The sequence below is a fragment of the Saccharopolyspora sp. NPDC050642 genome, assembly GCF_040654735.1.
In the GTDB taxonomy this organism is placed as follows: domain Bacteria; phylum Actinomycetota; class Actinomycetes; order Mycobacteriales; family Pseudonocardiaceae; genus Saccharopolyspora; species Saccharopolyspora elongata.
The window spans coordinates 52,299-77,028 of record NZ_JBFAIN010000038.1 but is presented as its reverse complement, the minus strand read 5'-3'; the positions used below and the strand labels follow the sequence as shown (position 1 = coordinate 77,028).

26 protein-coding genes are annotated in these 24,730 nt (G+C 71.7%); 10 read left to right on the top strand and 16 right to left on the bottom strand.

Annotated elements, in window-relative coordinates:
* Window positions 1–58: 58 nt before the first annotated feature.
* The 3 genes from purE to AB0H93_RS36305 form a co-directional block, all read right to left on the bottom strand.
* Window positions 59–544 carry a 5-(carboxyamino)imidazole ribonucleotide mutase gene (gene purE / locus AB0H93_RS36315; RefSeq protein WP_132485442.1) on the bottom strand — a complete coding sequence of 162 codons (486 nt, stop codon included), beginning with the start codon at window positions 542–544 and terminating at the stop codon, window positions 59–61.
* 73 nt (window positions 545–617) lie between these two features.
* On the bottom strand, window positions 618–1,802 hold the full coding sequence (locus tag AB0H93_RS36310) for a 5-(carboxyamino)imidazole ribonucleotide synthase (protein ID WP_358579509.1): 1,185 nt from the start codon (window positions 1,800–1,802) through the stop codon (window positions 618–620).
* A 177-nt stretch (window positions 1,803–1,979) separates the two neighbouring features.
* A complete protein-coding gene (locus AB0H93_RS36305; RefSeq protein WP_358579507.1) occupies window positions 1,980–2,630 on the bottom strand; it encodes a hypothetical protein in 651 nt (216 codons plus the stop codon).
* Between the two features lie 348 nt (window positions 2,631–2,978).
* Between AB0H93_RS36305 and AB0H93_RS36300 the strand changes: the two genes are divergently transcribed.
* Both AB0H93_RS36300 and AB0H93_RS36295 read left to right on the top strand, forming a co-directional pair.
* Window positions 2,979–5,429, top strand: coding sequence for a sigma-70 family RNA polymerase sigma factor (locus AB0H93_RS36300; protein ID WP_358579504.1), 2,451 nt, complete (start codon window positions 2,979–2,981; stop codon window positions 5,427–5,429).
* A gap of 49 nt (window positions 5,430–5,478) precedes the next feature.
* The gene (locus AB0H93_RS36295; protein ID WP_358579502.1) at window positions 5,479–6,006 is read left to right on the top strand and encodes a GtrA family protein; all 528 of its coding nucleotides are present in this window, start codon (window positions 5,479–5,481) and stop codon (window positions 6,004–6,006) included.
* A gap of 100 nt (window positions 6,007–6,106) precedes the next feature.
* On the opposite strand, the gene AB0H93_RS36290 is transcribed toward AB0H93_RS36295, so the two are convergent.
* Both AB0H93_RS36290 and AB0H93_RS36285 read right to left on the bottom strand, forming a co-directional pair.
* Entirely contained in the window at window positions 6,107–7,381 is a 1,275-nt protein-coding gene (locus AB0H93_RS36290) for an ATP-binding protein (protein WP_358579500.1), read from the bottom strand.
* A 6-nt stretch (window positions 7,382–7,387) separates the two neighbouring features.
* Window positions 7,388–8,062 carry a response regulator transcription factor gene (locus AB0H93_RS36285; RefSeq protein ID WP_358579498.1) on the bottom strand — a complete coding sequence of 225 codons (675 nt, stop codon included), beginning with the start codon at window positions 8,060–8,062 and terminating at the stop codon, window positions 7,388–7,390.
* Between the two features lie 116 nt (window positions 8,063–8,178).
* Between AB0H93_RS36285 and hisN the strand changes: the two genes are divergently transcribed.
* Window positions 8,179–8,952, top strand: coding sequence for a histidinol-phosphatase (gene hisN / locus AB0H93_RS36280; RefSeq protein WP_358579495.1), 774 nt, complete (start codon window positions 8,179–8,181; stop codon window positions 8,950–8,952).
* A 100-nt stretch (window positions 8,953–9,052) separates the two neighbouring features.
* Here hisN and AB0H93_RS36275 read toward each other — a convergent pair whose 3' ends face one another.
* Both AB0H93_RS36275 and AB0H93_RS36270 read right to left on the bottom strand, forming a co-directional pair.
* A complete protein-coding gene (locus AB0H93_RS36275) occupies window positions 9,053–9,295 on the bottom strand; it encodes a hypothetical protein (protein WP_358579493.1) in 243 nt (80 codons plus the stop codon).
* Complete coding sequence (locus AB0H93_RS36270) at window positions 9,295–9,561, bottom strand: hypothetical protein (RefSeq protein ID WP_358579491.1); 267 nt, start codon at window positions 9,559–9,561, stop codon at window positions 9,295–9,297. The genes AB0H93_RS36275 and AB0H93_RS36270 overlap by 1 nt, the downstream gene beginning before the upstream one ends.
* Window positions 9,562–9,726: 165 nt before the next feature.
* On the opposite strand from AB0H93_RS36270, the gene AB0H93_RS36265 reads away from it, so the two are divergent.
* On the top strand, window positions 9,727–10,569 hold the full coding sequence (locus AB0H93_RS36265; protein ID WP_358579489.1) for a helix-turn-helix transcriptional regulator: 843 nt from the start codon (window positions 9,727–9,729) through the stop codon (window positions 10,567–10,569).
* On the top strand, window positions 10,562–10,750 hold the full coding sequence (locus AB0H93_RS36260) for a DUF397 domain-containing protein (RefSeq protein ID WP_358579487.1): 189 nt from the start codon (window positions 10,562–10,564) through the stop codon (window positions 10,748–10,750). Before AB0H93_RS36265 ends, AB0H93_RS36260 begins: the two co-directional genes overlap by 8 nt.
* A 102-nt stretch (window positions 10,751–10,852) precedes the next feature.
* Here the strand turns inward: AB0H93_RS36260 and AB0H93_RS36255 are convergent, their stop codons facing one another.
* The 5 genes from AB0H93_RS36255 to AB0H93_RS36235 all read right to left on the bottom strand — a co-directional run bounded on the left by AB0H93_RS36255 (window position 10,853) and on the right by AB0H93_RS36235 (window position 16,257).
* Complete coding sequence (locus AB0H93_RS36255) at window positions 10,853–12,772, bottom strand: DUF2339 domain-containing protein (RefSeq protein ID WP_358579484.1); 1,920 nt, start codon at window positions 12,770–12,772, stop codon at window positions 10,853–10,855.
* An 87-nt stretch (window positions 12,773–12,859) separates the two neighbouring features.
* Window positions 12,860–13,165, bottom strand: coding sequence for a hypothetical protein (locus AB0H93_RS36250; protein ID WP_358579481.1), 306 nt, complete (start codon window positions 13,163–13,165; stop codon window positions 12,860–12,862).
* Window positions 13,162–15,465 carry a TNT domain-containing protein gene (locus tag AB0H93_RS36245; protein ID WP_358579479.1) on the bottom strand — a complete coding sequence of 768 codons (2,304 nt, stop codon included), beginning with the start codon at window positions 15,463–15,465 and terminating at the stop codon, window positions 13,162–13,164. Before AB0H93_RS36245 ends, AB0H93_RS36250 begins: the two co-directional genes overlap by 4 nt.
* Window positions 15,466–15,472: 7 nt before the next feature.
* The gene (locus AB0H93_RS36240; RefSeq protein ID WP_235883556.1) at window positions 15,473–15,793 is read right to left on the bottom strand and encodes a hypothetical protein; all 321 of its coding nucleotides are present in this window, start codon (window positions 15,791–15,793) and stop codon (window positions 15,473–15,475) included.
* Window positions 15,794–15,795: 2 nt separating this feature from the next.
* Window positions 15,796–16,257, bottom strand: coding sequence for a YbaB/EbfC family nucleoid-associated protein (locus AB0H93_RS36235; RefSeq protein ID WP_358579476.1), 462 nt, complete (start codon window positions 16,255–16,257; stop codon window positions 15,796–15,798).
* 277 nt (window positions 16,258–16,534) lie between these two features.
* On the opposite strand from AB0H93_RS36235, the gene AB0H93_RS36230 reads away from it, so the two are divergent.
* Window positions 16,535–16,984 (top strand): MaoC family dehydratase, encoded by a 450-nt coding sequence (locus AB0H93_RS36230; protein WP_358579474.1) that lies wholly within the window; start codon window positions 16,535–16,537, stop codon window positions 16,982–16,984.
* Between the two features lie 16 nt (window positions 16,985–17,000).
* On the opposite strand, the gene AB0H93_RS36225 is transcribed toward AB0H93_RS36230, so the two are convergent.
* The 4 genes from AB0H93_RS36225 to AB0H93_RS36210 form a co-directional block, all read right to left on the bottom strand.
* Window positions 17,001–17,657, bottom strand: a complete 657-nt coding sequence (locus tag AB0H93_RS36225; RefSeq protein ID WP_358579472.1) for an adenosylcobinamide amidohydrolase — start codon at window positions 17,655–17,657, stop codon at window positions 17,001–17,003.
* Window positions 17,654–18,622 (bottom strand): hydroxymethylglutaryl-CoA lyase, encoded by a 969-nt coding sequence (locus tag AB0H93_RS36220; RefSeq protein WP_358579470.1) that lies wholly within the window; start codon window positions 18,620–18,622, stop codon window positions 17,654–17,656. The genes AB0H93_RS36225 and AB0H93_RS36220 overlap by 4 nt, the downstream gene beginning before the upstream one ends.
* Entirely contained in the window at window positions 18,622–19,143 is a 522-nt protein-coding gene (locus AB0H93_RS36215) for a PH domain-containing protein (RefSeq protein ID WP_358579467.1), read from the bottom strand. Before AB0H93_RS36215 ends, AB0H93_RS36220 begins: the two co-directional genes overlap by 1 nt.
* A 75-nt stretch (window positions 19,144–19,218) precedes the next feature.
* Window positions 19,219–20,049, bottom strand: coding sequence for a biotin--[acetyl-CoA-carboxylase] ligase (locus AB0H93_RS36210; protein ID WP_358579465.1), 831 nt, complete (start codon window positions 20,047–20,049; stop codon window positions 19,219–19,221).
* Between the two features lie 263 nt (window positions 20,050–20,312).
* Between AB0H93_RS36210 and AB0H93_RS36205 the strand changes: the two genes are divergently transcribed.
* From AB0H93_RS36205 to AB0H93_RS36190, 4 genes are all read left to right on the top strand, one after another.
* Window positions 20,313–22,169 carry a Xaa-Pro dipeptidyl-peptidase gene (locus AB0H93_RS36205; protein ID WP_358579514.1) on the top strand — a complete coding sequence of 619 codons (1,857 nt, stop codon included), beginning with the start codon at window positions 20,313–20,315 and terminating at the stop codon, window positions 22,167–22,169.
* A gap of 161 nt (window positions 22,170–22,330) precedes the next feature.
* Window positions 22,331–22,966 (top strand): nucleoside triphosphate pyrophosphatase, encoded by a 636-nt coding sequence (locus AB0H93_RS36200; RefSeq protein ID WP_358579463.1) that lies wholly within the window; start codon window positions 22,331–22,333, stop codon window positions 22,964–22,966.
* An 88-nt stretch (window positions 22,967–23,054) separates the two neighbouring features.
* On the top strand, window positions 23,055–23,135 hold the full coding sequence (locus AB0H93_RS36195; RefSeq protein WP_350942021.1) for a putative leader peptide: 81 nt from the start codon (window positions 23,055–23,057) through the stop codon (window positions 23,133–23,135).
* A gap of 153 nt (window positions 23,136–23,288) precedes the next feature.
* The gene (locus AB0H93_RS36190; RefSeq protein WP_358579460.1) at window positions 23,289–24,617 is read left to right on the top strand and encodes a dicarboxylate/amino acid:cation symporter; all 1,329 of its coding nucleotides are present in this window, start codon (window positions 23,289–23,291) and stop codon (window positions 24,615–24,617) included.
* Window positions 24,618–24,730 lie beyond the last annotated feature (113 nt).

The following is a 24,730-nucleotide window of genomic DNA, read 5'->3' as shown; positions in this document are numbered from 1 at the left end:
GGGCGGGGTCTGCCTTATTTTCATTTCACCCCCCCCCCCGACCCGGGTGGGTGTGAGGTCAGCCGTGGGCCTTCTGCTGGAGGGCGTCGTGCTTGCCGAGGACCATCGTTTCCAGGTCCGCCTGGAACTTGGCCATGTCCGCGCGCAGCCGGGCACCCAGCTCGCCGGAGTCCGCCGCCAGCGTCCGGACCGCGAGCAAGCCCGCGTTGCGCGCCCCGCCCACCGACACCGTCGCCACCGGCACGCCGGCCGGCATCTGCACGATCGACAGCAGCGAGTCCATGCCGTCGAGGTACTTCAGGGGCACCGGGACACCGATCACCGGCAACACCGTCGCCGAGGCGACCATGCCCGGCAGGTGCGCCGCGCCGCCAGCCCCGGCGATGATCACCCGGATGCCGCGGTCGGCCGCGGTGCGGGCGTAGTCGAGCATCCGCTGCGGCGTGCGGTGCGCGGAGTAGACGCCGGCCTCGAACGGCACGTCGAACTCGGTGAGCGCGTCGGCCGCGGCCTGCATCACCGGCCAGTCGGAGTCGCTGCCCATGATCAAGCCGACCAGTGGATTCTCGCCTGCCACGCTCGGACCTCTCGCTTCGCTGCGTCGTACGGGTGCTGTGTCAGTGGATCTCGTGGCCGTCGAGCCACTCGGCGTGCGACAGCCAGTGCGCGGCCAGCCGCGCCTGTTCCCGCACCTCGTCCATCCGGTCGCCGAGCACGGTGATGTGGCCGAGCTTGCGCCCCGGGCGCTCGCTCTTGCCGTACAGGTGGACCTTCGCGTGCGGGTAGCGGGCGAACAGGTGGTGCAGCCGCTCGTCCACGCCCATCTTCGGCTCGGTCGGCGAGCCCAGCAGGTTGGCCATCACCACGGCCGGCGCGGTCTGCTCGGTGCTGCCCAACGGGTAGTCGAGCACGGCCCGCAGGTGCTGCTCGAACTGCGAGGTCCGGGAGCCCTCGATGGTCCAGTGGCCGGAGTTGTGCGGGCGCATCGCCAGCTCGTTGATCACCAGGCCGTCGGCGGTCTCGAACAGCTCGACCGCGAGCACGCCGGTCACGTCGAGCGACTCGGCGATCTTCAGCGCGAGGTCCTGGGCCTGCTCGATCAGCTCGGCCGAGGCGTCGGGGGCCGGGGCGAGCACCTGCACGCAGATGCCGTCCTCCTGCACCGTCTCCACCAGCGGCCACGCCGCGCCCTGCCCGAACGGCGAGCGCGCGACCAGCGCGGCGAGCTCCCGGCGCAGCGGCACGCACTGCTCGACGAGCAGCTGCGAACCGCTCTCCAGCAGCTCGGTGACGGTGCGCTTGGCGCTGTCCGGGGTGTCGAGCACCCACACGCCGCGCCCGTCGTAGCCACCGCGGGCGGTCTTCAGCACGCATGGCCAGCCGTGCTCCGCGCCGAACTCCAGCGCGTCGCCGACCGAGGTGACCTCGGCGAACGGCGGCACCGGGAGGCCGAGTTCCGCAAGCTTGCGGCGCATCACGAGCTTGTCCTGCGCGTGCAGCAGGGCATCCGGCCCAGGCTGCACGGAGACACCGGACGCGGCCAGCGCGCGGAGGTGCTCGCCGGGCACGTGCTCGTGGTCGAAGGTGACCACGTCGCACCCCTGCGCGAAGTTCTTCAGCGCCTCGAGGTCGGCGTGGTGGCCGATCTCCACGTTCGGCGCAACGAGTGCCGCGGCGTCGTCCGCCGAGGTCGCCAGCACCTTCAGCGACTGCCCCAACGGGATCGCGGCCTGGTGGGTCATCCTCGCGAGCTGCCCGCCACCGATCATGCCGACGACTGGGGTTCCGGTGCGGTGGTCCACGCCGTCAGCCTAGAGCGGCGACCGGCCCGCACCAGCGCCGGGACCTCCCGACGCGACCCACCTCACAGCCCGGAGACCCGCGGAAATCAGTCCTCCGGTTTCAATTGAAACTGGAGGACACCGGTGTCCCGGGCGACGACGGGCCCGAAACTTCCGCGGTTTCGGTCGAAACCGCGGTCACAGGGACGCCAGCAGCTCGCAGGCCTCGTCGTGACCGTCCGGCAGGACGTCCTCGCGCAGGACCACCGGGCCGCAGCCGCGCAGGGCCGGATCCGCCGCCAGGCGGTGCTGGATCGTCCAGCGCGCCTGGATGCAGCGGGCGGGCAGCAGCCGGTCGCGCTGCGCCAGCACCACCGCGGTCGCGGACCGCAGCAGCGACGTCGTCTCCCCGCCGTCGAACACGGTCCGCAGCGCGTCGGCGATCAGCACCATCGCCATCATCCGGGGGTAGTCGTCGGCGGTGGCGCCGAGCGAGACCGTGACCAGCACGTGCCCGTTGCCGGCCGGGTGCCCCTCGGTGCGGGCCGCCCGGTACACCTCGTGCAGCCGGGTGCGCAGGTAGCCGGCGGTGGTCAGGCCCGTGAGCGGGTCCTCCACCTCGCGCCCGACCGACATCCGGGCCACCACGTCGGACCAGCCCAGCGCCGTGGCGCGCACCATCGCGGTCGGCACCGCGTCCGGATCGGCGGACACCAGCCCGTCGTGCGAGCCGACCGACACCGCGTGCAGCGCGGCGAGGTCCTGCAACGTCCCGGCGAGCCCTACGCCCGCCTCTGCGCGGGATGCGCCGAGATCGGCCAGCGATTCCGCCAAGCTGTCCCCCGCCACGACCGCCGCGCACACCATGTCCACCGCATCCGATGCCCAATCGCTCGGAAACGGCCAGCCTGCTGCGAGGCTGGCCGTGCGCCAGCGGGATCGCAGCGCACGCCGACGCCCGTCCACCGTCGTCGCGTCACACCTAAGCGGCCACTCCCTCATGCTCAATGCCCCTCCTTTTCAACGCCCTGTCAAGGGGACGGCGCAATTCGTCGCCCATGACGGTGGAGTTGATGGCGCGGGCAATAAGATCTAGATCACAATAATCTTCAGCTTTCACACGTCATGACATCGGCCGAAGATGACTCCCTACTACGAACGGGATCTGCGAACGCCCTGCGGGGAGGAAGGTGCGGCGTGGCGACAGTACCGGCGGAAGTGCAAGGGCCCAGCGACACGGAGCTGCTGGAAGAGGTCCGTAGCGGCTCGTCCGCGGCCTACGCGCAGCTGTACGAGCGGCACGTCGGCGCGGCGTACAACATGGCGCGGCAGGTCGCGAAGTCCCCGGCCGAGGCCGACGACCTGGTCTCCGAGGCCTTCGCGAAGGTGCTCGACACGCTTCGCGACGGGCGCGGCCCGAACACCGCGTTCCGCGCCTACCTGCTGACCGCCCTGCGGCACACCGCGTACGACCGGACCCGCCGCGAACGCAAGGTGCAGCTCGCCGACGACGTCGCGGAGGTGTCCGGCGCCGACGTGAGCGTGCCGTTCACCGACACCGCGGTCGCCGGGCTGGAGCGCACGCTCGCCGCGCAGGCGTTCGCCCGGCTGCCGGAACGCTGGCAGACCGTGCTGTGGCACATCGAGATCGAAGGCCAGACGCCGGCGCAGGTGGCGCCGCTGCTCGGCCTGACGCCCAACGGCGTCTCCGCGCTCGCCTACCGGGCCCGCGAAGGGCTCCGCCAGGCCTACCTGCAGGTGCACCTCGGGCAGCTGGACGCCGCCGAGGCGGGCGTCGAGCAGTGCCGGGCCGCCGTCGACCGGCTCGGCGCGTGGACCCGGGGCGGGCTGTCCAAGCGCGAAACCACCCAGGTCGAGACGCATCTCGACGGTTGCGACCGCTGCCGCGCGCTGGCCGCGGAGCTCGCCGACGTCAACGGTGCGCTGCGCGTCATCATCGCGCCGCTGGTGCTCGGCGGATCGGTCACCGGCTACCTCGCCCTCTCGTCCTCCAGCGGAGCGGCCGCCGGCGCGGCAGTCGCCGCGGGCAGCGCCTCCGGTGCGGCGGGCGCCGCCAGCGCCGGGCCTCGCCAGGCGGTCACCGCCGGGGCGGCCACGGCGGTGCTGGCCGCGGCGGTCGCCCTCGCCCTGGCCTCCGGCACCGACCAGGCCGTGCCGGTCGCGCAGGCTGCGCCGCCGCCCACCGCCGCCCAGCCACCACCGCAGCCTCCGGCTCCGGAGCCTCCGGCGGCTCAGCCACCGGCTCCGGCTCCCCAGCCGCCCGCGCCGCAACCGGCGCCGGCACCCGCGCCGCCGCCACCTGCTCCGCCTGCGGCGACGCCGGTGCTGAACGCCTCGGGGCCCGCCGAGCCGATCCAGCTGGTCGCCGGCGGCGATCCGGTCGCGTTGCCGATCACGGTGAACAACAGCGGCTCCGGGCCGTCCGAGCCGGTCATCTCCACGCTGAAGCTGCCGCCGGGCGTGTCCGCGCAGCTGCCGAACGCCATCCGGTCCGGGCCCGCCTCGACGAGCCCGCAGAGCTGGGTCGCGTCGTCGATCCCGGTTCGCGCGCAGGCCCCGGACGCGCCCTCGGTGAGCTGCACGAACGGCGCCGGCTCGATCACCTGCACCACCGATCGCGGCCTGCGGCCCGGCGAGTCGTTCGTCTTCGACTACCGCATCCAGGCCGACGAGTCCGCGACCGGCGGCGAGATCACCGCGAACATCAGCGCGGGCACCGAGATCCAGCTGCGGCTGCCGACGGTCCCGGTCATGGTCCAGCCGCCGACGCCGGTCGACGGCGTGGACGTCCGGGCCTCCTCCTGGGATCCGGGCGGGCTGCGGTTCTGCGACGGCGACACTCCGGGCCACGTCCCCTGGCTGTGCAGCCGGATCGCGATCGACGTGCGCAACACCGGAACCAGCACCGGGCGCGCCGAGGCCGTGGCCGAGCTGCCGCCGGGCGTGCAGGCGACCGGGCTGTCGCCGATGTGCGACTTCGAACCGGGCCGGATCCGGTGCGCCGCCGAGCTGGCGCCCGGCAAGTCCTTCCACAGCGAGGCCTGGGTGACCGCGCTGCCGGGATTCCCGTGGCCCGAGCTCCCGCGGCCGGTGGGCCTGCTCTCGCCGGAGCCGGCCGGTCCGGTTCCGGAGGACGGCTGGATCATCCGCGAGGTGACGATCCCGGTGGCCGCCGCGCTGGGGGCGGCCGAGGACAGCGACCCGGTGACCGTGCAGCTCTGGTTCCCGTGGCTGCCGACGCCGCCCGAGCCGGAACCGCCGATGCCGACCACGACGTCCACCAGCACCACGCTGGAGTGCCCGTGGCCGCCGCACCCGGGCTGGGACGACCGGCCACCGTGGGAGTGGAGCCAGCGCCCGCCGCACTGCTGGTGGTCGTGGCCTTGGCCGGCGAACCCGTTGCTGCCGGACTCGCCTGTTCCGACGACGACTGTGCCGCCGACCAGCACGACGACCACAACGCCGCCGACCACCACTCCGCCGGCCACGTCGACGCCGCCGAGCAGCACCACGCCACCGACCAGCACTGCACCGCCGACCAGCAGCACGACGCCGCCCACGAGCAGTTCGGCACCGCCGAGCAGTTCGACGACGGGGTCAACGTCACAGCCGCACCGACCGAGGTAATTCGGCGACTGAGCTCGCCCGGTCGGAGCAGCTCCGTAGACTCGAAGTTGTGTCCGCTGTCGATTCGGTACTCGCTCGCATCCCGCAGCCGTACCGGTCCCTCGCGATCCGGCATCGCGAGCTGTTGAAGTTCGGGGTCGTCGGCGCGATCACGTTCTTCATCGACACGGGCATCTTCTACGCGCTGAAGCTGACGATCCTGTCGCCGAAGCCGGTCACCTCGAAGGTGATCGCGGTGCTGGCCGCGACGATCGTGTCGTACGTGCTGAACCGGGAGTGGTCGTTCCGCACCCGCGGCGGCCGGCGGCGGCACCACGAGGCGACGCTGTACTTCGTGATCAGCGGCATCGCGGTCGGGATGTACTCGGCGCCGCTGTGGGTCTCGCGGTACCTGCTGCACCTGCAGACGCCCTTCACCAGCCGGTTGGTGGAGGAGATCGCCGACTTCACGTCGGGGCAGATCATCGGATTGCTGGTGGGCATGGCGTTCCGGTGGTGGGCGTTCCGCAAGTGGGTCTTCCCCGCCGAGCAGGCCGACCGCCGGCCCGCACGCCGCGACCGCATCTCCACCCGCTGAGGTCGCAGCGGAGGTTTCAATCGAAACCGACGACCCCGAGCCGCTCCCGAGTGACAGTTTCAATTGAAACTGGCGTCCCTAGCCGAGGTACGCGGAACGATCAGCGCGGGGTGGACGCTCGGTTCCAGGAGACGCCGAGGATGTCGTCGGCGCGGGCGATCGGCAGGTACACCTCGAACATCGCCGGGCGCGCCTGGCTCAGTTCCAGTCGGCCGCCGTCGGCCTCGACCAGCGCGCGGGCCAGCGCCAGGCCGACGCCGGTCGAGCCGCGCCCGGAGAAACCGCGCTCGAAGACGTACGGCACCAGCGCGTCCGGCACGCCGTGGCCGGAGTCGCCGACCTCCACGACCACGGTCCCGGCGCCCTGCCGCGCCGCCAGCGTCACGGTTCCTTCGCCGTGTCGGAGCGCGTTGTCGAGCAGCACGCCGATCGTCTCCCGCAGCCGCGTGGGCGTGGCGCGGGCCAACACGCCTTCCGACACCTTCAACCTCAGCGTCCGGCCCTCGGCCTTCAGCGGCTCCCGCCACTCCCCCGCGACATCGGTGAGCAGGCTCGACACGTCCAGTGGTTCGGCGTCCCGGGAGCGGGCCGCGGTGGCCGCCGCGAGCAGGTCGTCTAGCACGCCGGAGAGGCGTTCGGCCTGCTCAAGGGCGGCGTTGGCCTCCTCGGTGATCTCCGGGTCGTCCGCCGCGGCGAGGGCCTCCAGCCGCAGGTGCAGCGCGGTGAGCCTGCTGCGCAGCTGGTGCGAGACGTCGCCGACGAGGTCGCGTTCGCGCTGCACCAGCTGCGACAGCGCCGCGCCGGAGGCGTCCAGCGCGTCGGCGACGCGATCGAGTTCCGGGACCTGGTGCCGCTGCGGGTCGGCGCGGAAGTCGCCGGCGCCGAGCCGGGCCGCGCGGGCAGCGACGTGCTTCAACGGGTCCGAAAGCCGCCGGGCGGTGAGGGTCGCGACGATCATCCCGGTGCCCGCCGAGAGCACCACCAGCATCAGCACCAGCCCCGCCACCTGCAGCTGCTGGGTGCGCACCGGGCCGCTCGGCGCGGCGATGGTGACCGTGCCGCTCTGCACCATCGGCACGCTCTCCACCAGCGGTTTCTCCCCGGGATCCGGGCCGTAGGTGTAGTCGTGCGCCTGCGTGCGCACGATCAGCCGGGCGCCGTCGGGCACCGCCAGCCGGGCGGCGTTGAGGTCGATCGCGCGCTGCGAGGCGATCTGCTCGTCGAGCAGCGTCGCGATCTGCTGGGCGCGGGTGGACAGGTCGCCCGCGGTGAGGTCCTGGACGAGCTTCAGCGCGCTGAACCCCAGCGGTAGGCCGAGGACGACCGCGGTCACCGCGACGGCGAGCAGCGTGGCCTGCAGGATTCGGCGGCGCATCGCGGATCAGTCCGAGTTGAAGCGGAACCCGACGCCGCGCACCGTGGCGATCCGGGTCTCGTCGAGCCGCCCGTTGCTGTCGCTGAGCTTCCGGCGCAGCCACGAGATGTGCATGTCCAGCGTCTTGCTGCCCTTCCGGTCGGACTCCGGCCAGACCTCTTCCAGGATCTCCTCGCGGGTCACCACCTGACCGGCGTGCTGCATCAGCACCCGGAGCAGCTCGTACTCCTTGTTCGCCAGCTGCACCTCGTGCTCGTTGACCTGCACCCGGCGGGCGGTCAGGTCGAGCCGGACACCGGAGGCCTCCAGGGTCTCCGGGGCACCGCGGCGCAGGAGGGCGCGGATCCGGGCCATCAACTCGGCGAGCCGGAACGGCTTGGCGACGTAGTCGTCGGCTCCCGCGTCGAGCCCGACGACGAAGTCGACCTCGTCGGTGCGCGCGGTGAGCATCAGAACCGGGAGACCGCGGCCCTGCGCCCGCAGCCGTCGGCACACCTCCAGGCCGTCCATCTCCGGCAGCCCGAGGTCCAGCACCAGGAGATCGATCCCACCGGAAGCCGCGGCTTGCAGCGTCGATGGGCCGTCCTCGATCACCTGCACCGAATAACCCTCGCGCTGCAACGCCCTGGACAGCGGCACAGCGATGGCCGGGTCGTCTTCTGCCAGCAGCACCACGCTCACGCTCTCCAGCCTAGAGGGCGCGGATGATCACGTCCGGCGTCATGGGCGATTCGCCGGACCCGGCTGGTCGCGGGCCCTTGCCGGATCGCCCGGGGAAGCGGACTAGGGTTCCTGGCGTGACCAGCGATCTCGATCTCGCACTGCACCTCGCCGACGTCGCGGACGGGATCACCGGCGCCCGGTTCCGGGCCCGGGACCTGAGCGTGGACCGCAAACCCGACCGCACGCCGGTCACCGACGCGGACCTCGCGGTGGAGGACGCGGTGCGCGAGGTGCTCGCCGCGCAGCGCCCGGACGACGTGGTGGCCGGCGAAGAGCGCGGCGGCACCGCCGGCGAAGGCCGGGCGTGGGTGCTCGACCCGATCGACGGCACGAAGAACTTCCTGCGCGGCGTCCCGGTGTGGGCGACGCTCATCGCGCTGGTCGACGGCGGCCGTCCGGTGGTCGGCGTGGTCAGCGCGCCGGCGCTCGGGAAGCGCTGGTGGGCGGCGGCCGGGGCGGGCGCCTGGTGCCGCACCGGTGACGCGGAGCCGGAGCGGATCGGGGTGTCCGGGGTGCGCGACCTCGCCGACGCGTACGTGTCGACGACCCACCTCGGCACCTGGGTGGAGTACCACTCCCGGGAGTCCTACCTGCGGTTGATCGACGCCTGCTGGGAGAACCGGGCGTTCGGCGACTTCTGGCACCACTGCCTGGTCGCGGAGGGCGTGATCGACATCGCCGCCGAACCGATCGTCAACCCGTGGGACGTGGCGGCGGCCCAGATCCTGGTGGAAGAAGCGGGCGGCAAGTTCACGGACCTGTCCGGAGAACCCCGCTACGACGGCGGAAGCGCGCTCGCCACCAACGGCCACCTGCACGCGGAAGCGTTGCGACTGCTGCAGAAGTAGGCTCCGGCGGCCGGACGCGAGGGTCGGGGGCAATCAGCGCCCGGCCACCGGAAGGATCGGCGCTGGGTCGGGGAGGCGCGCCGATCCGGTCTGAAAGCTGTCAACGAAGCCGATGTCGCCCCACGTACTCCGCGGCGGCGTGCCGTCGAGCCTCGGCGGCGATCAAGTCTTGGAGCTGTCGGACCGTCGTGGCGCCGTCACCGGCACCCGCGTGCTGCCCGGAGCAATTCCGCACGTACCCAGCGGCGGTGAAGCACAGCACCAACGCCAATACCCCAGCACCGATGGCGGCGGCATGTAGCAGGGTCACCAAGGTGAACTCGTGGATCATCACGCCGCCCATCAGAAATCCCAGTGCCGACCGGTGAAGCCCCGCCCGTCGACCGCTTCAGTGCACTGTGGACACCGCTCGGTGATGGCGGCGGAGCGCGGAGTGCGGCCCGCGAGCGTGGCGAAGGGAACCCGCATCCACACCTCGCACAGCGAGGGAATCCACTCGCCGCCGGGCTGAGCCCCCGGCCGAACCGGCGTCGCATGCCGACGTGCCAGTCCGATCCCCACGATCCAGTAGACCTCTTGCGTCTCACCCCGGTACGGATTCGCCAGCATGATCATCCTTCTTTCGAAGTAACTGCTGTTCAGTGCCTTCGAAAGGCAAAGCTACGAAGCTAATCTTGTTTCATCGAATCAGGGACATCGCAGGTCAGAGCATTCCGTGCGGCCGCTTCGTCCCATCCTCGGGACGCCGTGACACATCAAACGGAAGGTCATCGCATGAGCGAGAATCCGCGCACGTCTCAGGTCGGACTCGGTGTGCAACTGAGGAAACTCAGGGAAAAAGCCGGAATGACCACCCGATCGGTGGCCGCCGCGCTAGGTATATCCCCTTCATCGGTGAACAGGACCGAGCTGGGACAACGAGCACCGAACCGGGACGAGGTGACAGCGCTGTGCGCTCTCTACGGCGTAACCGGGGAACAGAAAGTGCTTCTCATCGACCGGGCCGGTAAAAGCGCCAAGTCCGCCTGGTTCGAACTGGCCTCCAGGGTGTCGGACCAGCAGGCGACCATGCTGATTCTCGAACAAGAAGCTTCCTCGATCGTCGGTGTGGAGAACACCCTGATCCCAGGATTGGCGCAGACGGCCGAGTACGCGCGGTTGCTCATGTCGATGTCGGAACTTCCCGGACAAGATCTGGAGAATCGCGTAGCTGCGAGGTTGGGACGGCAAGCAGTTCTGTCCCGGCCAGAGGCTCCTGAGGTCAGGTTCTTCCTCGACGAGGCGGCCCTGCTGCGCACCATGAACGATGCCCGGATCATGCGCGAACAGCTTGAGCATCTGATTGTGCTGCAACGCAGAAGCAATGTTTCGCTGCGCATCGTGCCGCTGAGTTCCATGCCGCACCCCGCGCTCGATGGGTCGTTCTCGCTGTACGGGCTGCCAGACGGCAGCGCACACGTCTTCGTGGAAGCCCGCTACTTCGCAGTCGCCCTGACGGAGCCTGCCGACGTAGAACCTTTCATGAAAGCCTGCCAAGAGCTGGACGACTGCGCGTTGGACAAGCAAGAGTCGACCTGCTTGGTCAAGGACATCGTGGGAAGGCTCGGCGATGAATGAACGGCAATGGCGCAAGAGCAGCCACAGCGGCTCGGTGCACAACTGCGTCGAGGTGGCGCTCGCTTCGGACTCGGCGGCGGTTCGCGACTCCAAGAACCCTGACGGCGGCATCCTCGCCTTCAACGCCCAGAGCTGGCACAGCTTCTTATCCGCCGTCAGGGCCGACCACTACCGGCGCTGAACCGGTGCGGCATGCGTTCGGCCTGGTCAGGGCTCGTGAGTACGTTGGGCTGCGATGGCGGCCCAACGTACTCACGAGCTCTTGCCTGCGGAGGTGGGCCGTTCAGTCCGCCGGCTTGGCCTTGGCCAGGAGGCGGGCGTAGGCCGAGCCCGCCGCCAGGAGGATCAGGCCCGCGCAGAGGAAGGCGATCACCCGGGCCACTCCGTCCAGCGTCGCCAGGTCGAACAGCAGCAGCTTCGCCAGCGACACCGCGATCAGCACCATGCCCGCGATTCGCAGGTGCTTCGCCCGGACTCCGCGCAGCAGCAGCGCTATCGCCGCCACCACCCAGCTCAGCGTGATCAGGATGTGCGCGGTCAGGAATCCCGCCCGCGCGTCGTGCACCAGCAGGCACGCCGCCATCGTCGCGCTCGCCGTTCCGTACAGCAGCGCCAGTCCCGAGGCCGCCCACGGCAGCAGCGATTCCGGCAGGCCCGCCAGCTTTCCGATGCGCACCGCCGCGACCGGCAGGGCCACCGCCACCAGCGCGATCAGCAGCCCGGCCAGCAGGCCGCGGACTCCGGTGCCGCCGTGGTACCAGAGCAGCACGGTGATCGGTAGCTCGTAGATGAACGTCAGCAGGAAGCCAAAGGCCGCGTAGCACGTCGCACCGAGCAGCACTCCCCCGCTGCGCAGCACGAACGCGCCGACGCTCAGCAGCAGCGCCTCGCACAGCAAGGCCGTTCCCCAGCTCGACGAATCCAGGAAGACCAGCGTCGTCTGCACCGCCGCGACGGCGGCCATCCCGCCGACCGCGGCGACGAACCTCGTCGACAACCGGCTCCGGAACGCAGGCGTGAACCGCCCGACGGCCCAGATCGCCAGCAGCAGCGCGGTCATTCCGCCGCCGATCGTGCCCGCCGCGGGGCGCTCCAGCATCAGCGGCCCGGCCAGGAACGTCGGCGTCGGCGCGGCGATGAGCAGGCCGATCGCCGTCCAGTCCGCGGCCGGGCGAGCGGCGGCGGTGATCGCCGCGACCGCCACGCCCAGCACCGCGGCGACGACGATCGCGGCCACGAGAGTGCTGTCGTTGACCCACATTCCGCGCACGCTCGCCGCCAGGGTGGCCAGCACGGTGGGAACTCCGGCCGCCAGCGCGAGGCCCGCCCAGCCCCGTCGAACCTGCACCGGCGTCGCCGCGACCTGCAGCAACACCAGGAAGCTCACCAGCAGCGAATCCACCGTCCACGTGATCAGCGGCGCGCAGATCGCCGAGCTGAGCACGACGCCGAGCGCCAGCGGCTGCGCGCGCCAGCGGTCCGCGAGCGCCAGGCCCGCGACGCTGACCGCGAGGCCGACGCCGAGCCCGGCGGGCACCGACAGGTAGTCGTAAAGCGCGGTGGCCGCGACCACGTCCAGGAACAACGCGCCGAAACCCGTTGTGGCCAGGGCGAATCCGGCGATCCGCCCTGCTGCGCCCGGCTGCTCGGGCGCGGACCGGCGGTGCATCCACCACCCGGCCGCGACGAGCAGCGCGGCGAGCACCGCGCCACCGGCGACCCTCGCGCCCGGCCCCAGCCAGTCCTGCTGCACCGCGAGGACCAGCAGGAAGACCACGCCGAGCAAGGTCACCCCGGCACCGACCCAGGCCAGGACGCGGCTCGGTTCCAGGCCCGTGCCGGCCGGCCGGGGGCTCGGTGCCGGAACCTGCGCCAGCCCCGGATACGGCTGCGGATACGGCGCACCCACCTGCTGCGCGGGATCCTGCTGCTGCGCGGCAGCGAATCCCGCTTCGGAACCGGTCGGCTGCTGGCTCGGCTCGGTCTGCTGCGCGGCAGCGGCTTGCTGATCAGGTGCGACTTGGTGCTGCGACGGCACAGGTTGGTACTGCTGCTGCGCGGGACTGGCCTGGTAGTGCGGGAACTGCTGCGGCGCTTGCAGCTGCGCGTGCACCAGGGTGCCCAAGTACGTCAGTCGCTGGCCGATGGCTTGCAACTCGCCTGCGACCAACTGGAGCGCTTCGCCGGGCTGTGGTTGCGACATGATCCCAAGTCTGGGGGCGAGCCACCCATTCGGCATCGGTAGCACTACTCACCAGGGATCACAGCTTGGTGTGGATGCGCTCGGCGCTCAGACCCGCTGCGCCGGGGTGCCCTTCGGCGGCGTGCTCGTCACGTCGAGCGGCCCGACGACCCCGCGCAACGCCTGGGTCCAGGTCAGCCGCCCGAACAGGTAGAAGCACGCCACCTGCTCGTTGCTGAACCGGGCCCAGTCGTAGCGGTTGCCCTGCTCCCGCCAGAAGACCTCCCAGGCGGGTGCGCCGTCGGACTCGTCGCGGATCAGGCACCAGGCGTCGTCGGCCTCGGCCCCGAGGGACACGAGCTCCTCCGGGACGCCCATCGCCACCAACCAGCCGAGCACGGACTCGGTGTTCACTTCGCGGCCTCCTGAGTCGTCCCGCCGTCAGTCGTTCCCCCGTCGCGCACGATCCGCACCGTCGCCGCCACCTTCGCCCCGGACTCGTCCTCGGCTTCCGGATCGTCGGGCTCGCGGGTGATCTGGAGCGGCGACAGCACGACATCGCCGTCCTCCTCCGTCTCCTCCCGCGCGATGCGCAGCGTCGCCGCCTCGGCGATCTCCCGCGCCTTGGTCAACTCCACCAGGTAACCGAGCCCGACCAGGTCGGCGAGCGAGTAGGTCGCGCGGAAGCGCATCCCACCGCCGGGCTGCGCGAACCACGGTGCCGAAACCGCCTGCCACACCGGCAACGGGCGCATGACCCGATACCGCCGGTAGTCGCGTTCGTCGTAGGCGGCGGGCAGCGAGCGCTGCGCGAAAGGCGTTGCCACGGCGAACAGAATCCGCCCATCGCCGCTGCCCAGGCAGTCCAGCACCGTGTCGGGCTCCAGCACCACCGGCTCCGCCGGTTCCACGCCGCCCTCCGGGAACCGCTCCGCGGGCGGCCACGCGAACTCGCCGTCGCGCCGCAGGAACTCGCGCTGCCACTCCTGCTCGCTGAGCTCGCCGAACGGCTCGTGGTCCACCGCGAGCTCCGCGGGCAGCTGCTCGGACTCGCGGCGCTCGTCCCGATAACGCTGCGCTGCCGCATACGCCTCGGCCGATCGCACCCGCCCCAGCGCATCGCTGTCGTCGACCAGGTGGGACTGCGGATGGTCCTGCGGCGGGAAGTTCAGGCCCGGCCTGCCCTCCTCGGCCACCTCCGGGACGGGCAACTGCCTGCTCGCCTTGCTCGCCGCGACCGGCATGTAACCGATCGGGAACTGGTGCAGCACGAACGCCACCACGTCCGCGTTCCGGCTGGCCTGCCGCAACGGCCGCTGCGGAGCCTCCTGCGGCACCGGAACCGGCGGCTGCGCCGGAGCCGGCAGCGGGCGCAGCGGAGCGCGCTGCATCGGCTGGTTCACCGGCGCAGGCGGGGCTTGCGGAGCAGGCCCGCCGAAGGCCACCGGGCCACGCGGAGCGGCCGGCGGCATCGGCGGACGCGCTGCGGCCGCCGGAGGCGGAGCAGCCGACGGCGGCGGAGCGCCGGGCACACCGGGCTGGGCCACGAAGTGGCCGCCCGGCGCCGCCGGAGGCGGCGATGCGAAGCCCTGCGGCGGCGCAGCCGCGCCGGGCAGCGGCGGCGGAGCCTGCGGAGCCTGTGGCGAAGCCCAGGCGGAGTGCACGGCGTGCGGCGCGGTGCTGGAGGCGGGGTCGCCGCCGTCTGGCGTCCAGCCCGGGCGGGCGGAGTCGCCGATCACCGGGATCGGGCCGGTGCCGGCGTCGGCGAGGCCTGGCGCCCAGCCGCCGGGATCGATCTTGACCGGGCCGGTGTGCTCGGCATCGCCCTGCCACGGGTTCGCGGTTCGTGCCACTTCTTCGACAGCGCCGTGCGCACCTGCTGCCACACCCCCAACGGTCTCCTGCGCGGGCCGACCGAGACCTTCGCCCACGCCCCCGACATCACCGGCGGCCTCGCGGGCCACCCGGCCGAGGCCACCAACGGCCTCGTGCGCTCCTCGGTCAACGCCTTCCGCAACGCCACCAAAAGTCTCGTGCGCCGCTCGGCCAACACCACCGACGGTGTCCTGCGCTGTCTTGCCGAGATCGTCGACGACACCGGTCACCCCGCCGGGCGCAACGCTGTCCACAGTGGATGATGCGAGGTCGGTGCCGGATTGCACGGCGCCGCCGACCGTCGACAGCAGGCCGGGCGAGCCGCCCGATTCCACCAGCACGCCGCTGTCGAGGTCGACGGCAGAGGTCAGCGTGCTGTGCACCTGCGCCACGCTCGCCGCCGCGCCGTTCACCGCCGAATCCAGCGCCGCCAGCGCCTGCGGATGCCCTGCGGCGGCCGCCTGCTCCGCCGCATCGGTCTGCTTCGCCAGCGTCACCAGTTCCCGCACCAGCTGCACTTTCGCCGCGCCGACCTGCTCGGCCGCGTGGTCCAGGCGGTCCGCAGCGGCCCGGCACTGCTGCGCCGACGCGGGCAGAACCCCGTCTCCCGCGGCGAGCTTGTCCCAGTCGCGGCGAGCCGCCTGGGCCGCCTCGCCGTCGATCGCGCCGAGCGCGCCCTGCGCGGTGCCGTCGGCGGCCCCGGTGAGCGCGTCGATCGACTTCGCCGCATCACGCCAAGCCGACGCCGACTCGCGCATCTTGTCCTCGTCGGCCTCCGGCCACTTCGCGCCCGCGCGCGCCGCGACATCCCGGAGTTCCGCGGGAAGTTCGATGCCCATCCGCAGGTCACCCCCGCCCGGCTAGCCGGCCGAACTCCTCGGCGCCGCCGATGTCGGCCCGCTCCGTCGTCGCGGCGGTCGCGGCGAACTTCGCGCCCATCTCGCTCAGCCGCCCGGACAACGCGCCGAGGCCGTCCAGCGCCTGGTCGGCCCGGCCGCAGTGGGTGCGGGCGAAGTTCTCGCCGATGTCGTCGCCGCCCCAGCAGTCACCGGCCGAATCCAACGCCTGGCGCAGGGTGTCGGCGATGCGCCGGGCCTCCCCGGCGAGACCGTCGAACTCGCCGGCGTGCTTGGTCAGCTGCCCGATGTCACTCCGGAAGCCGCTCATCGTCACCACTTCCGTTCCGCCGGGCCCTGCCGCAACCAGCTCGCGTCCGAGAAGTCCTCGTCTTCATCGACATTGTCGTCGATGCGCCGCGGTTCGTTGCGCGGTGCCGGATCCGCCGGGATCTCGGCGTGTCCGCCCAGCAGCAGCTCCGGATCGGCACCGGCGGGCAGCACCTCGGCGAGCACGTCGGCGGCCCGGCGCGATGCGGCCTGCGCCGCCGCGGCGGCCAGCTGCACGATGAGCGCCGCGAGCTGGGCCGGGCGCTGCCGCTCGTAGACGTCGTCGGCGAGCACCACCTCGCGCAGCACGCCCTGCGGGCCGACCACGACCTGCACGCTGCCGTCTTTGGAGCGGGCGGTTTCCGCGATCGTGGACAGATCCCGGTGCGTCTCGGCGAGCCGGTCCCGACTTCGCCGGTAGTCCGCCATCAGCTCGTCTACCTGGGCACGGTGGTCGGTCGACACGGCCGCTCCCCTCCTGTTCGCTGGCGGATCCGTCGCAAGCGCGCGGCGCCCGCATCCGGTCGGCAACGGCAAAGCGGTCGTCCGCGGGCCGGCGACCCGCAGACTGCACGTCGCGACTTGGACGACGCCGCTGCGCTGATGGTTCCATGTCGGCCCCGGGAATTTCCGCCCGGCCGACCAGCGGCACCGGAATGTCCGATCCGCCCCGGAAAGGCCGATCACGATCCGCGAGCACCCCTCGGCGCGGATTCGCGGGGCCCGCTGCGACGATGGGTCGATGGGCACGATCGCTTACGAAGACCTCACGCCGGGCCGGGTTTTCGACCTCGGCGAGGTGAAGGTCGACCGAGCCGAGATGCTGGCCTTCGCCGAGCGCTTCGACCCGCAGCCGTTCCACCTCGACGAGGAAGCGGGCCGCAACTCCGTGCTCGGCGGGCTGTGCGCGTCGAGCTGGTTCACGGCATCGCTGTGGATGCGCGGCTACGTCGACAACGTGGTGGCGGACTCGACCTCGCAGGGCTCCCCCGGCGGCAACGAGCTGGCCTGGCTCGCGCCGGTGTTCCCCGACGACGTCCTGCGGCTGAAGATGGAGGTCAACAGCCAGCGCCGGTCGCAGAGCAAGCCGAACCTGGGCCTGGTGGAGATCACCGGGACGGCGGACCGGGGCGAGGAGCGCGTCCTGCGCTTCACCTTCATGGCGATGTTCGGCACCCGCGACCAGGCCTGATCACGACCGCCCGATTTCAGGCGAAATCGGGATCTTCGCCGTGGCGCGGGTTCTGGACGCGCAGGCCCGCCGTGACCGCCGCGTGCACCGCCCGCGCCAGCCCCGCTCCGATGCGGGAGCGCGGGCCGCCGTAGCTCTCGGCTTCGCCGTCCGTCGGGCAGAGCACCACCGTGGCGTCGGTGACCGTGCCGGTCCCCGCGACACCCGATTCGATCAGGGCTTGCGCCTTGGCTTCGGCGACCGTCGCGACCGCGTTCACCAGCGCCGCCTCGCTGAGCCGCACGGGCGACCAGCACACCGCGTTGATCGTGCCCGGCTTCCAGGACGTCACCGCTTCTTCGCGGGCCGCCGCCCAGATCGGGCAGCCGACGCCGGTGGTCACGCTCGCGCGCACCCCGCCGTCGACCGCCGTCACCTCGTGCCGCACGTCCACCGCGGTGAGCAACCCGACGCCGTCACCGCAGAGCCCGAGCTCGGCGGCCATCTCGTCGACGTGCGCGGCCGGATCCGGGTTGTCGTAGTCGGTCATCACCGTCGCGTTCAGCACCCACGACCGCTGGCCGATCCCGCCGCCGCGAGCAGCGGACGAGATCGCCAGCCACGGCCGAGCGCAGCGCCAGGCCAGCACCGGACGACCGCGCAACACGTGCAGCGCCGCGGAGGGCGCGCTCACGAACCCGATGCCTCGGCGGCGCCCAGCGCCTTGACCACCCGCGACGGGCTCGGCCGGCCGAGCCGCTCGGCCATCCACACGCTGGTCTCCACGAGTTTGCCGAGGTCGACGCCGTGCTTGAGGCCCAGGCCGTCGAGCATCCACACCAGGTCCTCGGTGGCGAGGTTGCCGGTGGCCGACTTGGCGTACGGGCAGCCGCCCAGCCCACCGGCCGAAGAATCCACTGTGGACACGCCGCGCCGGAGCGCCGCGTAGGTGTTGGCGAGCGCCTGGCCGTAGGTGTCGTGGAAGTGCACCGCGAGCCGGTCCACGCCGATCCCGGCCGCGACGAACGCGCGTAGCAGCGACTCGACGTGCCCGGGCGTCGCCACGCCGATGGTGTCGCCGAGGGACAGCTGCCAGCAGCCCATCTCCAGCAACCGCTTGCCCACCGCGACGACCTGCTCGACCGGCACGGCGCCCTCCCACGGGTCGCCGAAGCACATCGAGACGTAGCCGCGCACCGCCAGCCCCTCGCCGACCGCGCGCTGCACCACCGGGTCGAACATCGCGAACTGCTCGTCCAGGCCGCGGTTGAGGTTGCGCCGGGTGAACGTCTCGGTCGCCGCCGCGAAGATCGCGATGTCCCGCACGCCCGACTCCAGCGCCCGGTCCAGGCCCCGCGCATTCGGCACCAGCACGGGGTACCGCACGCCCGGCACCTGCTGCAGGCCGGCCAGCAGCTCGGCGGCGTCGGCCAGCTGCGGCACCCACTCCGGGCGGACGAAGCTGGTGGCCTCCAGCACGCCCAGCCCCGCGTCGGCCATCCGCTGCAGGAACTCCAGCTTGACGTCGAGCGGGACGACTTCCTTCTCGTTCTGCAGCCCGTCGCGGGCGCCGACCTCCCAGATCGTCACCTCGGCAGGCAGCTCGCCCGGCTCCGGCGAGGCCACCTGCATCGGCAGTCCCAGTTCACGCGGCCCCATCAGTAGTCCTCCCTGGCGCGGTTGTCCCAGTCGTCCCGCGGGTCGTCGTTGACCTCGCGGTACAGCAAGGTGTGCACCCGCTCCACCTGCGGGATGTCGTCGAACTCCAGCGGCTCGTCCGAGGCGGATTCGACGACCAGGGTGCCGCAGCCGAGTATCCGGTCCAGCAGGCCGTGCCGGAACCGCACCGAGTTGATCCGGGACATCGGGATGTCGATGCCGCTGCGGGTGAACACGCCCTCGCGCACCATCAGCCGGTGCGTGGTGACCACGAAGTGCGTGGTCCGCCAGCGCACCAGCGGGGCGAGCGTGAACCAGACGACGAGGACCGCGCCGACGACGGCGAGCCCGATCCAGACGGGCACGTGCCAGCCGGTGGGGGCGGCCAGCGCCGCCAGGTAGGAACCGCCGCCGACCACCACGAACAGGACCAGCACCGGGACGATCAGCATCTTCCAGTGCGGGTGCTTGTGCACGACCACGTGCTCGTCCGCGCCGAGCAGGCCGTCTGGGTAGGCCACCGGATCCCTCCTCAGCCTCTTCGCAGGTCGCCGATCACGTTACCGGCTGGGCCCGTCCGGTCACGCCACCGCCGGTCAAGCCCGGCGCAGGTGGACCACGTCACCCGCGGACACCGCGGTGGTCCGGCCGTCGGGGGTGCGGACGACGATCCGCCCGGTCTCGTCGATGTCGGCCGCGACGCCGAGCAGCTGGTCATCGCCGCCGAGCTCGACCCGCACCTGCTGCCCGAGGGTGCCGCACAACCGCCGGTACCGGTCCAGCAGGCCGGACGCCACCACGTCGCCACCCGCCGCCCGCCACCGGTCGTCGACCTCGGCGAACGCCGTGAGCAACGCCACTGCGAACTCCTCGCGGTCGACCTCCGCACCCTCGGCCGCCAACGACGTCGCGGGCAGGCCGCCGGCGCCGCGCGGCAGGTCCTCGCGCTTCTGGAACACGTTGATGCCCATGCCGAGCACGATCGCCACGCCATCGGGCCCGGTCACCGCCTCGCCCAGGATCCCGGCGCCCTTCGACCACTCGTCGCCGTCGCCGAGCAGCAGGTCGTTCGGCCACTTCAGCGTGGCGCGCACACCGGTCGTGCGCTCGACGGTTTCGGCCAGGGCGACCCCCGCGATCAGCGGCAGCCAGCTGATCGCGACCGGCGACACCTCGGGGCGCAACAGCACGCTGACGAACAGCCCGTGCCCGCGCGGCGAGATCCACTGCCGCTGCATCCGCCCACGCCCGGACAGCTGCTCCTCGGCGATGAGCACGGTCCGATCGGCGGCACCGCGCCCGGCGGCGGCCACCAGATCGGTGTTGGTGGACCCGGTGCTCACCACCACGTCCAGCGCGGCATAAGGCCCGTCGTCGACCAACCTGGCCCGCAACCGCGGACCGTCCAACAAAACCGGAACACCCACGGCCTCAGCCTAAGCCGCCACTGGACCGACCCGACGCAGAGCTGGGATGACGGCGGTTCTGCTCTGGTGCGAGGCGCAGGCGATTCCCCGGTTGTCGCCGCAGATTCGGGCGATCCTGGGATCCGTCGAGAGCCGGTGAGGCGCTCCCCACTTTCGGCTGTGCCCAGGGTTGATCTTGGATCCTAGGCTTCGCCTTCGAGATCTTCTCGGAGGTGGACGCTGTGGGGAGAAGTCGCTGGTGGGCGTTGCCGTGCGCGGCGTTGGTGCTGGCCGGTGCCGCACCGGTCGCCGCCGCTGAGCAGGTGCGGGACGGGCGGAGCCAGCCCGTCTTCGCGGCCGAGCCGGTGCGGGAGACCGTTTGGGTCGAGACCGGGCTGGACGGCGACGGTGACGGCGTGATCGACCGGGTCGCCGCCGACATCGCGCGGCCGGCCGGAACCGACCAGCCGGTGCCGGTGATCATGGACGCCAGCCCGTACTACTCGTGCTGCGGCCGGGGCAACGAGAGCGAGTTCAAGACCTACGACGACCAGGGGCGGCCGCTCGGCTTCCCGCTGTTCTACGACAACTACTTCGTGCCGCGCGGCTACGCGACCGTGCTCGTCGACCTCTCGGGCACCAACCGCTCCGAGGGCTGCGTGGACATCGGCGGGCCGTCGGACATCACCTCCGCGAAGGCCGTGATCGACTGGCTGAACGGCCGCGCGACCGGCTTCGACGCGGCGACCGGCGGGAACCCGGTCGGCGCCGGCTGGTCCACCGGCGACGTCGGCATGATCGGCAAGTCCTACGACGGCACGATCGCCAACGGCGTCGCCGCCACCGGGGTCGAGGGCCTGCGCACCATCGTCCCGATCGGCGCGATCAGCTCCTGGTACGACTACTACCGCTCCGACGGCGTGTCCTTCGGGTTCGACCCGGTCGGCCTCGCCCAGAACGTCGAGGAGGGCGGCCGCCCCGACTGCCGCCAGGCCAAGCAGGAACTGGTCGCCGGCGCCCCGGCCAACGGCGACGCGACTCCACTGTGGACCGAGCGGGACTACGTGCCGAACGCGGACCGGGTCACCGCGAGCGTCTTCGCCGTGCACGGCCTGGGCGACCTGAACGTCAAGACCGTTCACCTCGGGCAGTGGTGGAACGCGCTGGCCGCCAAGGACGTGCCGCGCAAGCTGTGGCTGAGCCAGACCGGACACGTCGACCCGTTCGACTTCCGCCGCGCCGAGTGGGTCGACACCCTGCACCGCTGGTTCGACCACTTCCTGCTCGGCATCGACAACGGGATCACCGAGGAACCGGCCGCCAGCATCGAACGCGCCCCCGACACCTGGGCCGACGAACCCGGCTGGTCCAGCGAGCAGGCACAGGCCACGACGCTGCACCCGCGCGAGGACGGGCTCGGCACGGAACCGGCGCCCGGCGGGACGGCCTCGTTCACCGACGATCCCTCGCTGGACGAGTACGACTGGGCCGCCCGGCCCGATCAGCAGTCCCCCGCCCGCACGCTGTTCAGCACCGCCCCGCTGGGCGGTGACCTGCGCCTGGCCGGGACCGGGTCGGTCACCGTGACGGCCGTGCCGAGCACGCCGACGGCGCACCTGTCCGCGATGCTCGTCGACTACGGCCCCGCGACCACCCGCGACTACCTGGGCCAGGGCGAGGGAATCCGCACGCTGCAGACGGAATCGTGCTGGGGCGAAAGCCGTCCCGGCGACGACGCCTGCTACAAGGACACCGAAGCCACCACCACCGACGTGGACTTCGAGATCATCGCGCGCGGCTGGGCCGACCTGGCCAACCACGAGTCGCTGTCGGCGGAGCGGCCGCTGGAGCCGGGCAAGCCGTACACCATGACGTTCCGCCTGGCCACCACCGATCACGTGGTCCCAGCCGGCCACCAGCTGGCGCTGATCATCGGCGGCACGGACAGCGCGTTCATCGTCGCGCCCCGGCAGCCCGGCCAGATCGGGCTGGACCTGGCGCAGACCTCGGTGACCCTGCCGGTGGTCGGCGGCCTGCCGGCCGTGACGTCCGCCGGAGTCGACGCGGCGGAGAACAGGTCGCCGCAGGTCCGCCCGGACCGCGCCCCGGCGCGGCCGGACGTCCAGCTCAACCGCGACTGACCTGACGGGGCCGTGGGCCTTCCGGGCTGCCATGCCCGAGGCCCACGGCCCCAGCACGCCCGAAGAGTCCTATGTAGACACTTCGATCACGTTCAGCCCCCGCTGGCCGGCGATCCCGGCCGCGGGCCCGGCGCCTCCCGGCGCGGCACTAACATCGGGGCGTGCGCTTCGTGCTTGCTTCCGCATCGCCCGCCCGCCTGTCCGTGCTCCGCTCCGCCGGGATCGAGCCGTTGGTGCAGGTCTCCGGCGTCGACGAGGACGCGGTCACCGCCGCCCTGCCCGACCCCAGCCCGGCCGAGCTGGTCACCGCGCTGGCGCAGGCGAAGGCCGAGGCCGTGGTCGCCGACATCGCCGCGGCCGAACCGGACGCAGTGATCGTCGGGTGCGACTCGATGCTGCTGATGGCGGACGGCGAGATCGTCGGCAAGCCCGGCACCCGCGAGGCCGCCGCGAAGCGGTGGGCGCACAACGCCGGGAATGACGGGCAACTGCTGACCGGGCACGCCGTCGTCCGGCTGCGGGACGGCGAGATCAGCGCGCGCACGAAGGGGCATCTCAGCACCACCGTGCGGTTCGGCACGCCCACCGAGGCCGAGCTCGACGCCTACCTGGCGACCGACGAGCCGCTGCACGTGGCGGGCGGTTTCACGCTCGAAGGCTTCGGCGGCTGGTTCATCGAAGGCGTCGACGGCGACCCGTCGAGCGTGCTCGGCATCAGCCTGCCGCTGACCCGCAAGCTGCTGGCCGAGATCGGCGTCAGCGTCGTGACGTTGTGGAACACGCCGATCACCAAGTGACACCAGATCTCCGCATCTGAGTGAATACGAACACAATTCGGTTACCCACGGATGGGTTTCGCCGCGCGCCTGGTTACAAATATTCGCGATGGGAACCCTCCGACGGCTGTACCTGACTTCGCGCCTGCACGTCGATCTGCGACGGCAGGCCAGCTCCGTCTGTCTTTGATCGGACGCTCGGCGCCGCGATAGCGGCTGCCCCCGGCAAGCGAAACCGCCTCCTGAAGACCACGCGCACAGCGCGAGTCCAGCGCCGCTGCGCGAACGAGCCCGGAACCGCCGCCACCTCCGAATCCATCCTTCGACACCTCGGGAGATCCCTGTGTCCACCTCCGCCGGCCGATCACGCCTGCGCTTCAACCCCAAGGTCTTCGCCGTGGCGGTGATCGCCTCCCTCGTGCTCGGCGCGCTGCTCGGCTGGGTCGCCAAGCAGACCGACGCGGAATGGCTCGTCACCACGCTGAAGACCATCGGCAGCACCTTCACCAAGCTGCTCACCTTCACCGTACTGCCGCTGATCTTCACGGCGATCGTGGTGGGCATCAACAGCCTGCGCGGCGTCGGCGGCGGCCGGACCGCGGCCCGGCTCGGCGGCAAGACGGCCCTGTGGTTCGGCATCACCTCGCTGATCGCCGTGGTGATCGGCCTGCTGATCGGCGGGCTGTTCCAGCCCGGCAAGGGCCTGGTCATCGAGCCCGACCCGGACAAGCTGGCCTCCATCGGCGAGAAGACGCAAGGCTCCTGGCTGGACCTGATCACCGGGCTGGTGCCGAGCAACCTGATCAGCGCGTTCGCCGAGGGCGAGACGCTGCAGGTGGTGTTCGTCGCGCTGATCATCGGCGCCGCGACCTACAGCCTGGGCGAGAAGGCCGCGCCGTTCGTCGACTTCAACAAGGCCGCCTTCGAGGTCATCCAGCGAGTCCTCGGCTGGATCATCCGGCTCGCCCCGCTGGGCACCCTCGGCCTGATCGGCAACGCGGTCGCCACCTACGGCAACGAGTTCTTCGTGCCGCTGCTGAAGCTGATCGGCTCGACCTACGTGGCCTGCGCGCTGGTGCTGTTCGCGGTGTACCCGCTGCTGCTGGCGTTCGTGGCCAAGGTCAGCCCGGTCAAGTTCTTCGCCAAGTCCTGGAACGTGCTGCAGTTCGCGTTCGTCTCCCGGTCCTCCGGGGCGAGCCTGCCGCTGACCCGGCAGACCACCCAGGACCTCGGCGTGCCGGCGTCCTACGCGAACTTCGCGGTGCCGCTGGCCACCACCACCAAGATGGACGGCTGCGCCGCGATCTACCCGGCCGTCGGCTCGATGTTCATCGCGAACCTCTTCGGCATCCAGCTCGGCCCGGTGCAGTACCTGACGATCATCGCCGTCGCGGTGTTCGGCTCGATCGCCACGGCCGGCGTCACCGGCTGGTTCACCATGCTGACGCTGACCGTCGGCGCGCTGGGCTTCCCGCCCGAGGTCGTGGCCACCGGCATCGCCATCGCCTACGCGGTCGACCCGATCATGGACATGGCGCGCACCGCCACCAACGTCGCGGGCCAGATCGTGGTCCCGGTCGTGGTCGCCCGCAGCGAGGGCCTGCTCGACGACGAGGTCCTCGCCAAGCCGAGCACCCCGCTGATCGACGACGACAACCTCGTCAAGGCCTGACGCAGCACTACCGGGAATCCGGCGTTCACCTCGTTGAACGCCGGATTTCCGCATTGTTGGCGGAGTTTTCACGCGGCCCGGAATCCGGTCCCGACCGCCCCGACCGGAGGTCC

Excerpts from the sequence above, each read along its gene's own strand:
- purE (WP_132485442.1), bottom strand. The coding sequence starts at position 544 with ATGGGCAGCGACTCCGACTGGCCGGTGATGCAGGCCGCGGCCGACGCG.
- AB0H93_RS36290 (WP_358579500.1), bottom strand. The coding sequence starts at position 7,381 with ATGCGCCGCCGAATCCTGCAGGCCACGCTGCTCGCCGTCGCGGTGACC.
- AB0H93_RS36275 (WP_358579493.1), bottom strand. The coding sequence starts at position 9,295 with ATGGGCGGCGTGATGATCCACGAGTTCACCTTGGTGACCCTGCTACAT.
- AB0H93_RS36270 (WP_358579491.1), bottom strand. The coding sequence starts at position 9,561 with ATGCTGGCGAATCCGTACCGGGGTGAGACGCAAGAGGTCTACTGGATC.
- AB0H93_RS36265 (WP_358579489.1), top strand. The coding sequence starts at position 9,727 with ATGAGCGAGAATCCGCGCACGTCTCAGGTCGGACTCGGTGTGCAACTG.
- AB0H93_RS36260 (WP_358579487.1), top strand. The coding sequence starts at position 10,562 with ATGAATGAACGGCAATGGCGCAAGAGCAGCCACAGCGGCTCGGTGCAC.
- AB0H93_RS36255 (WP_358579484.1), bottom strand. The coding sequence starts at position 12,772 with ATGTCGCAACCACAGCCCGGCGAAGCGCTCCAGTTGGTCGCAGGCGAG.
- AB0H93_RS36245 (WP_358579479.1), bottom strand. The coding sequence starts at position 15,465 with ATGGGCATCGAACTTCCCGCGGAACTCCGGGATGTCGCGGCGCGCGCG.
- AB0H93_RS36240 (WP_235883556.1), bottom strand. The coding sequence starts at position 15,793 with ATGAGCGGCTTCCGGAGTGACATCGGGCAGCTGACCAAGCACGCCGGC.
- AB0H93_RS36230 (WP_358579474.1), top strand. The coding sequence starts at position 16,535 with ATGGGCACGATCGCTTACGAAGACCTCACGCCGGGCCGGGTTTTCGAC.
- AB0H93_RS36220 (WP_358579470.1), bottom strand. The coding sequence starts at position 18,622 with ATGGGGCCGCGTGAACTGGGACTGCCGATGCAGGTGGCCTCGCCGGAG.
- AB0H93_RS36195 (WP_350942021.1), top strand. The coding sequence starts at position 23,055 with ATGGGAACCCTCCGACGGCTGTACCTGACTTCGCGCCTGCACGTCGAT.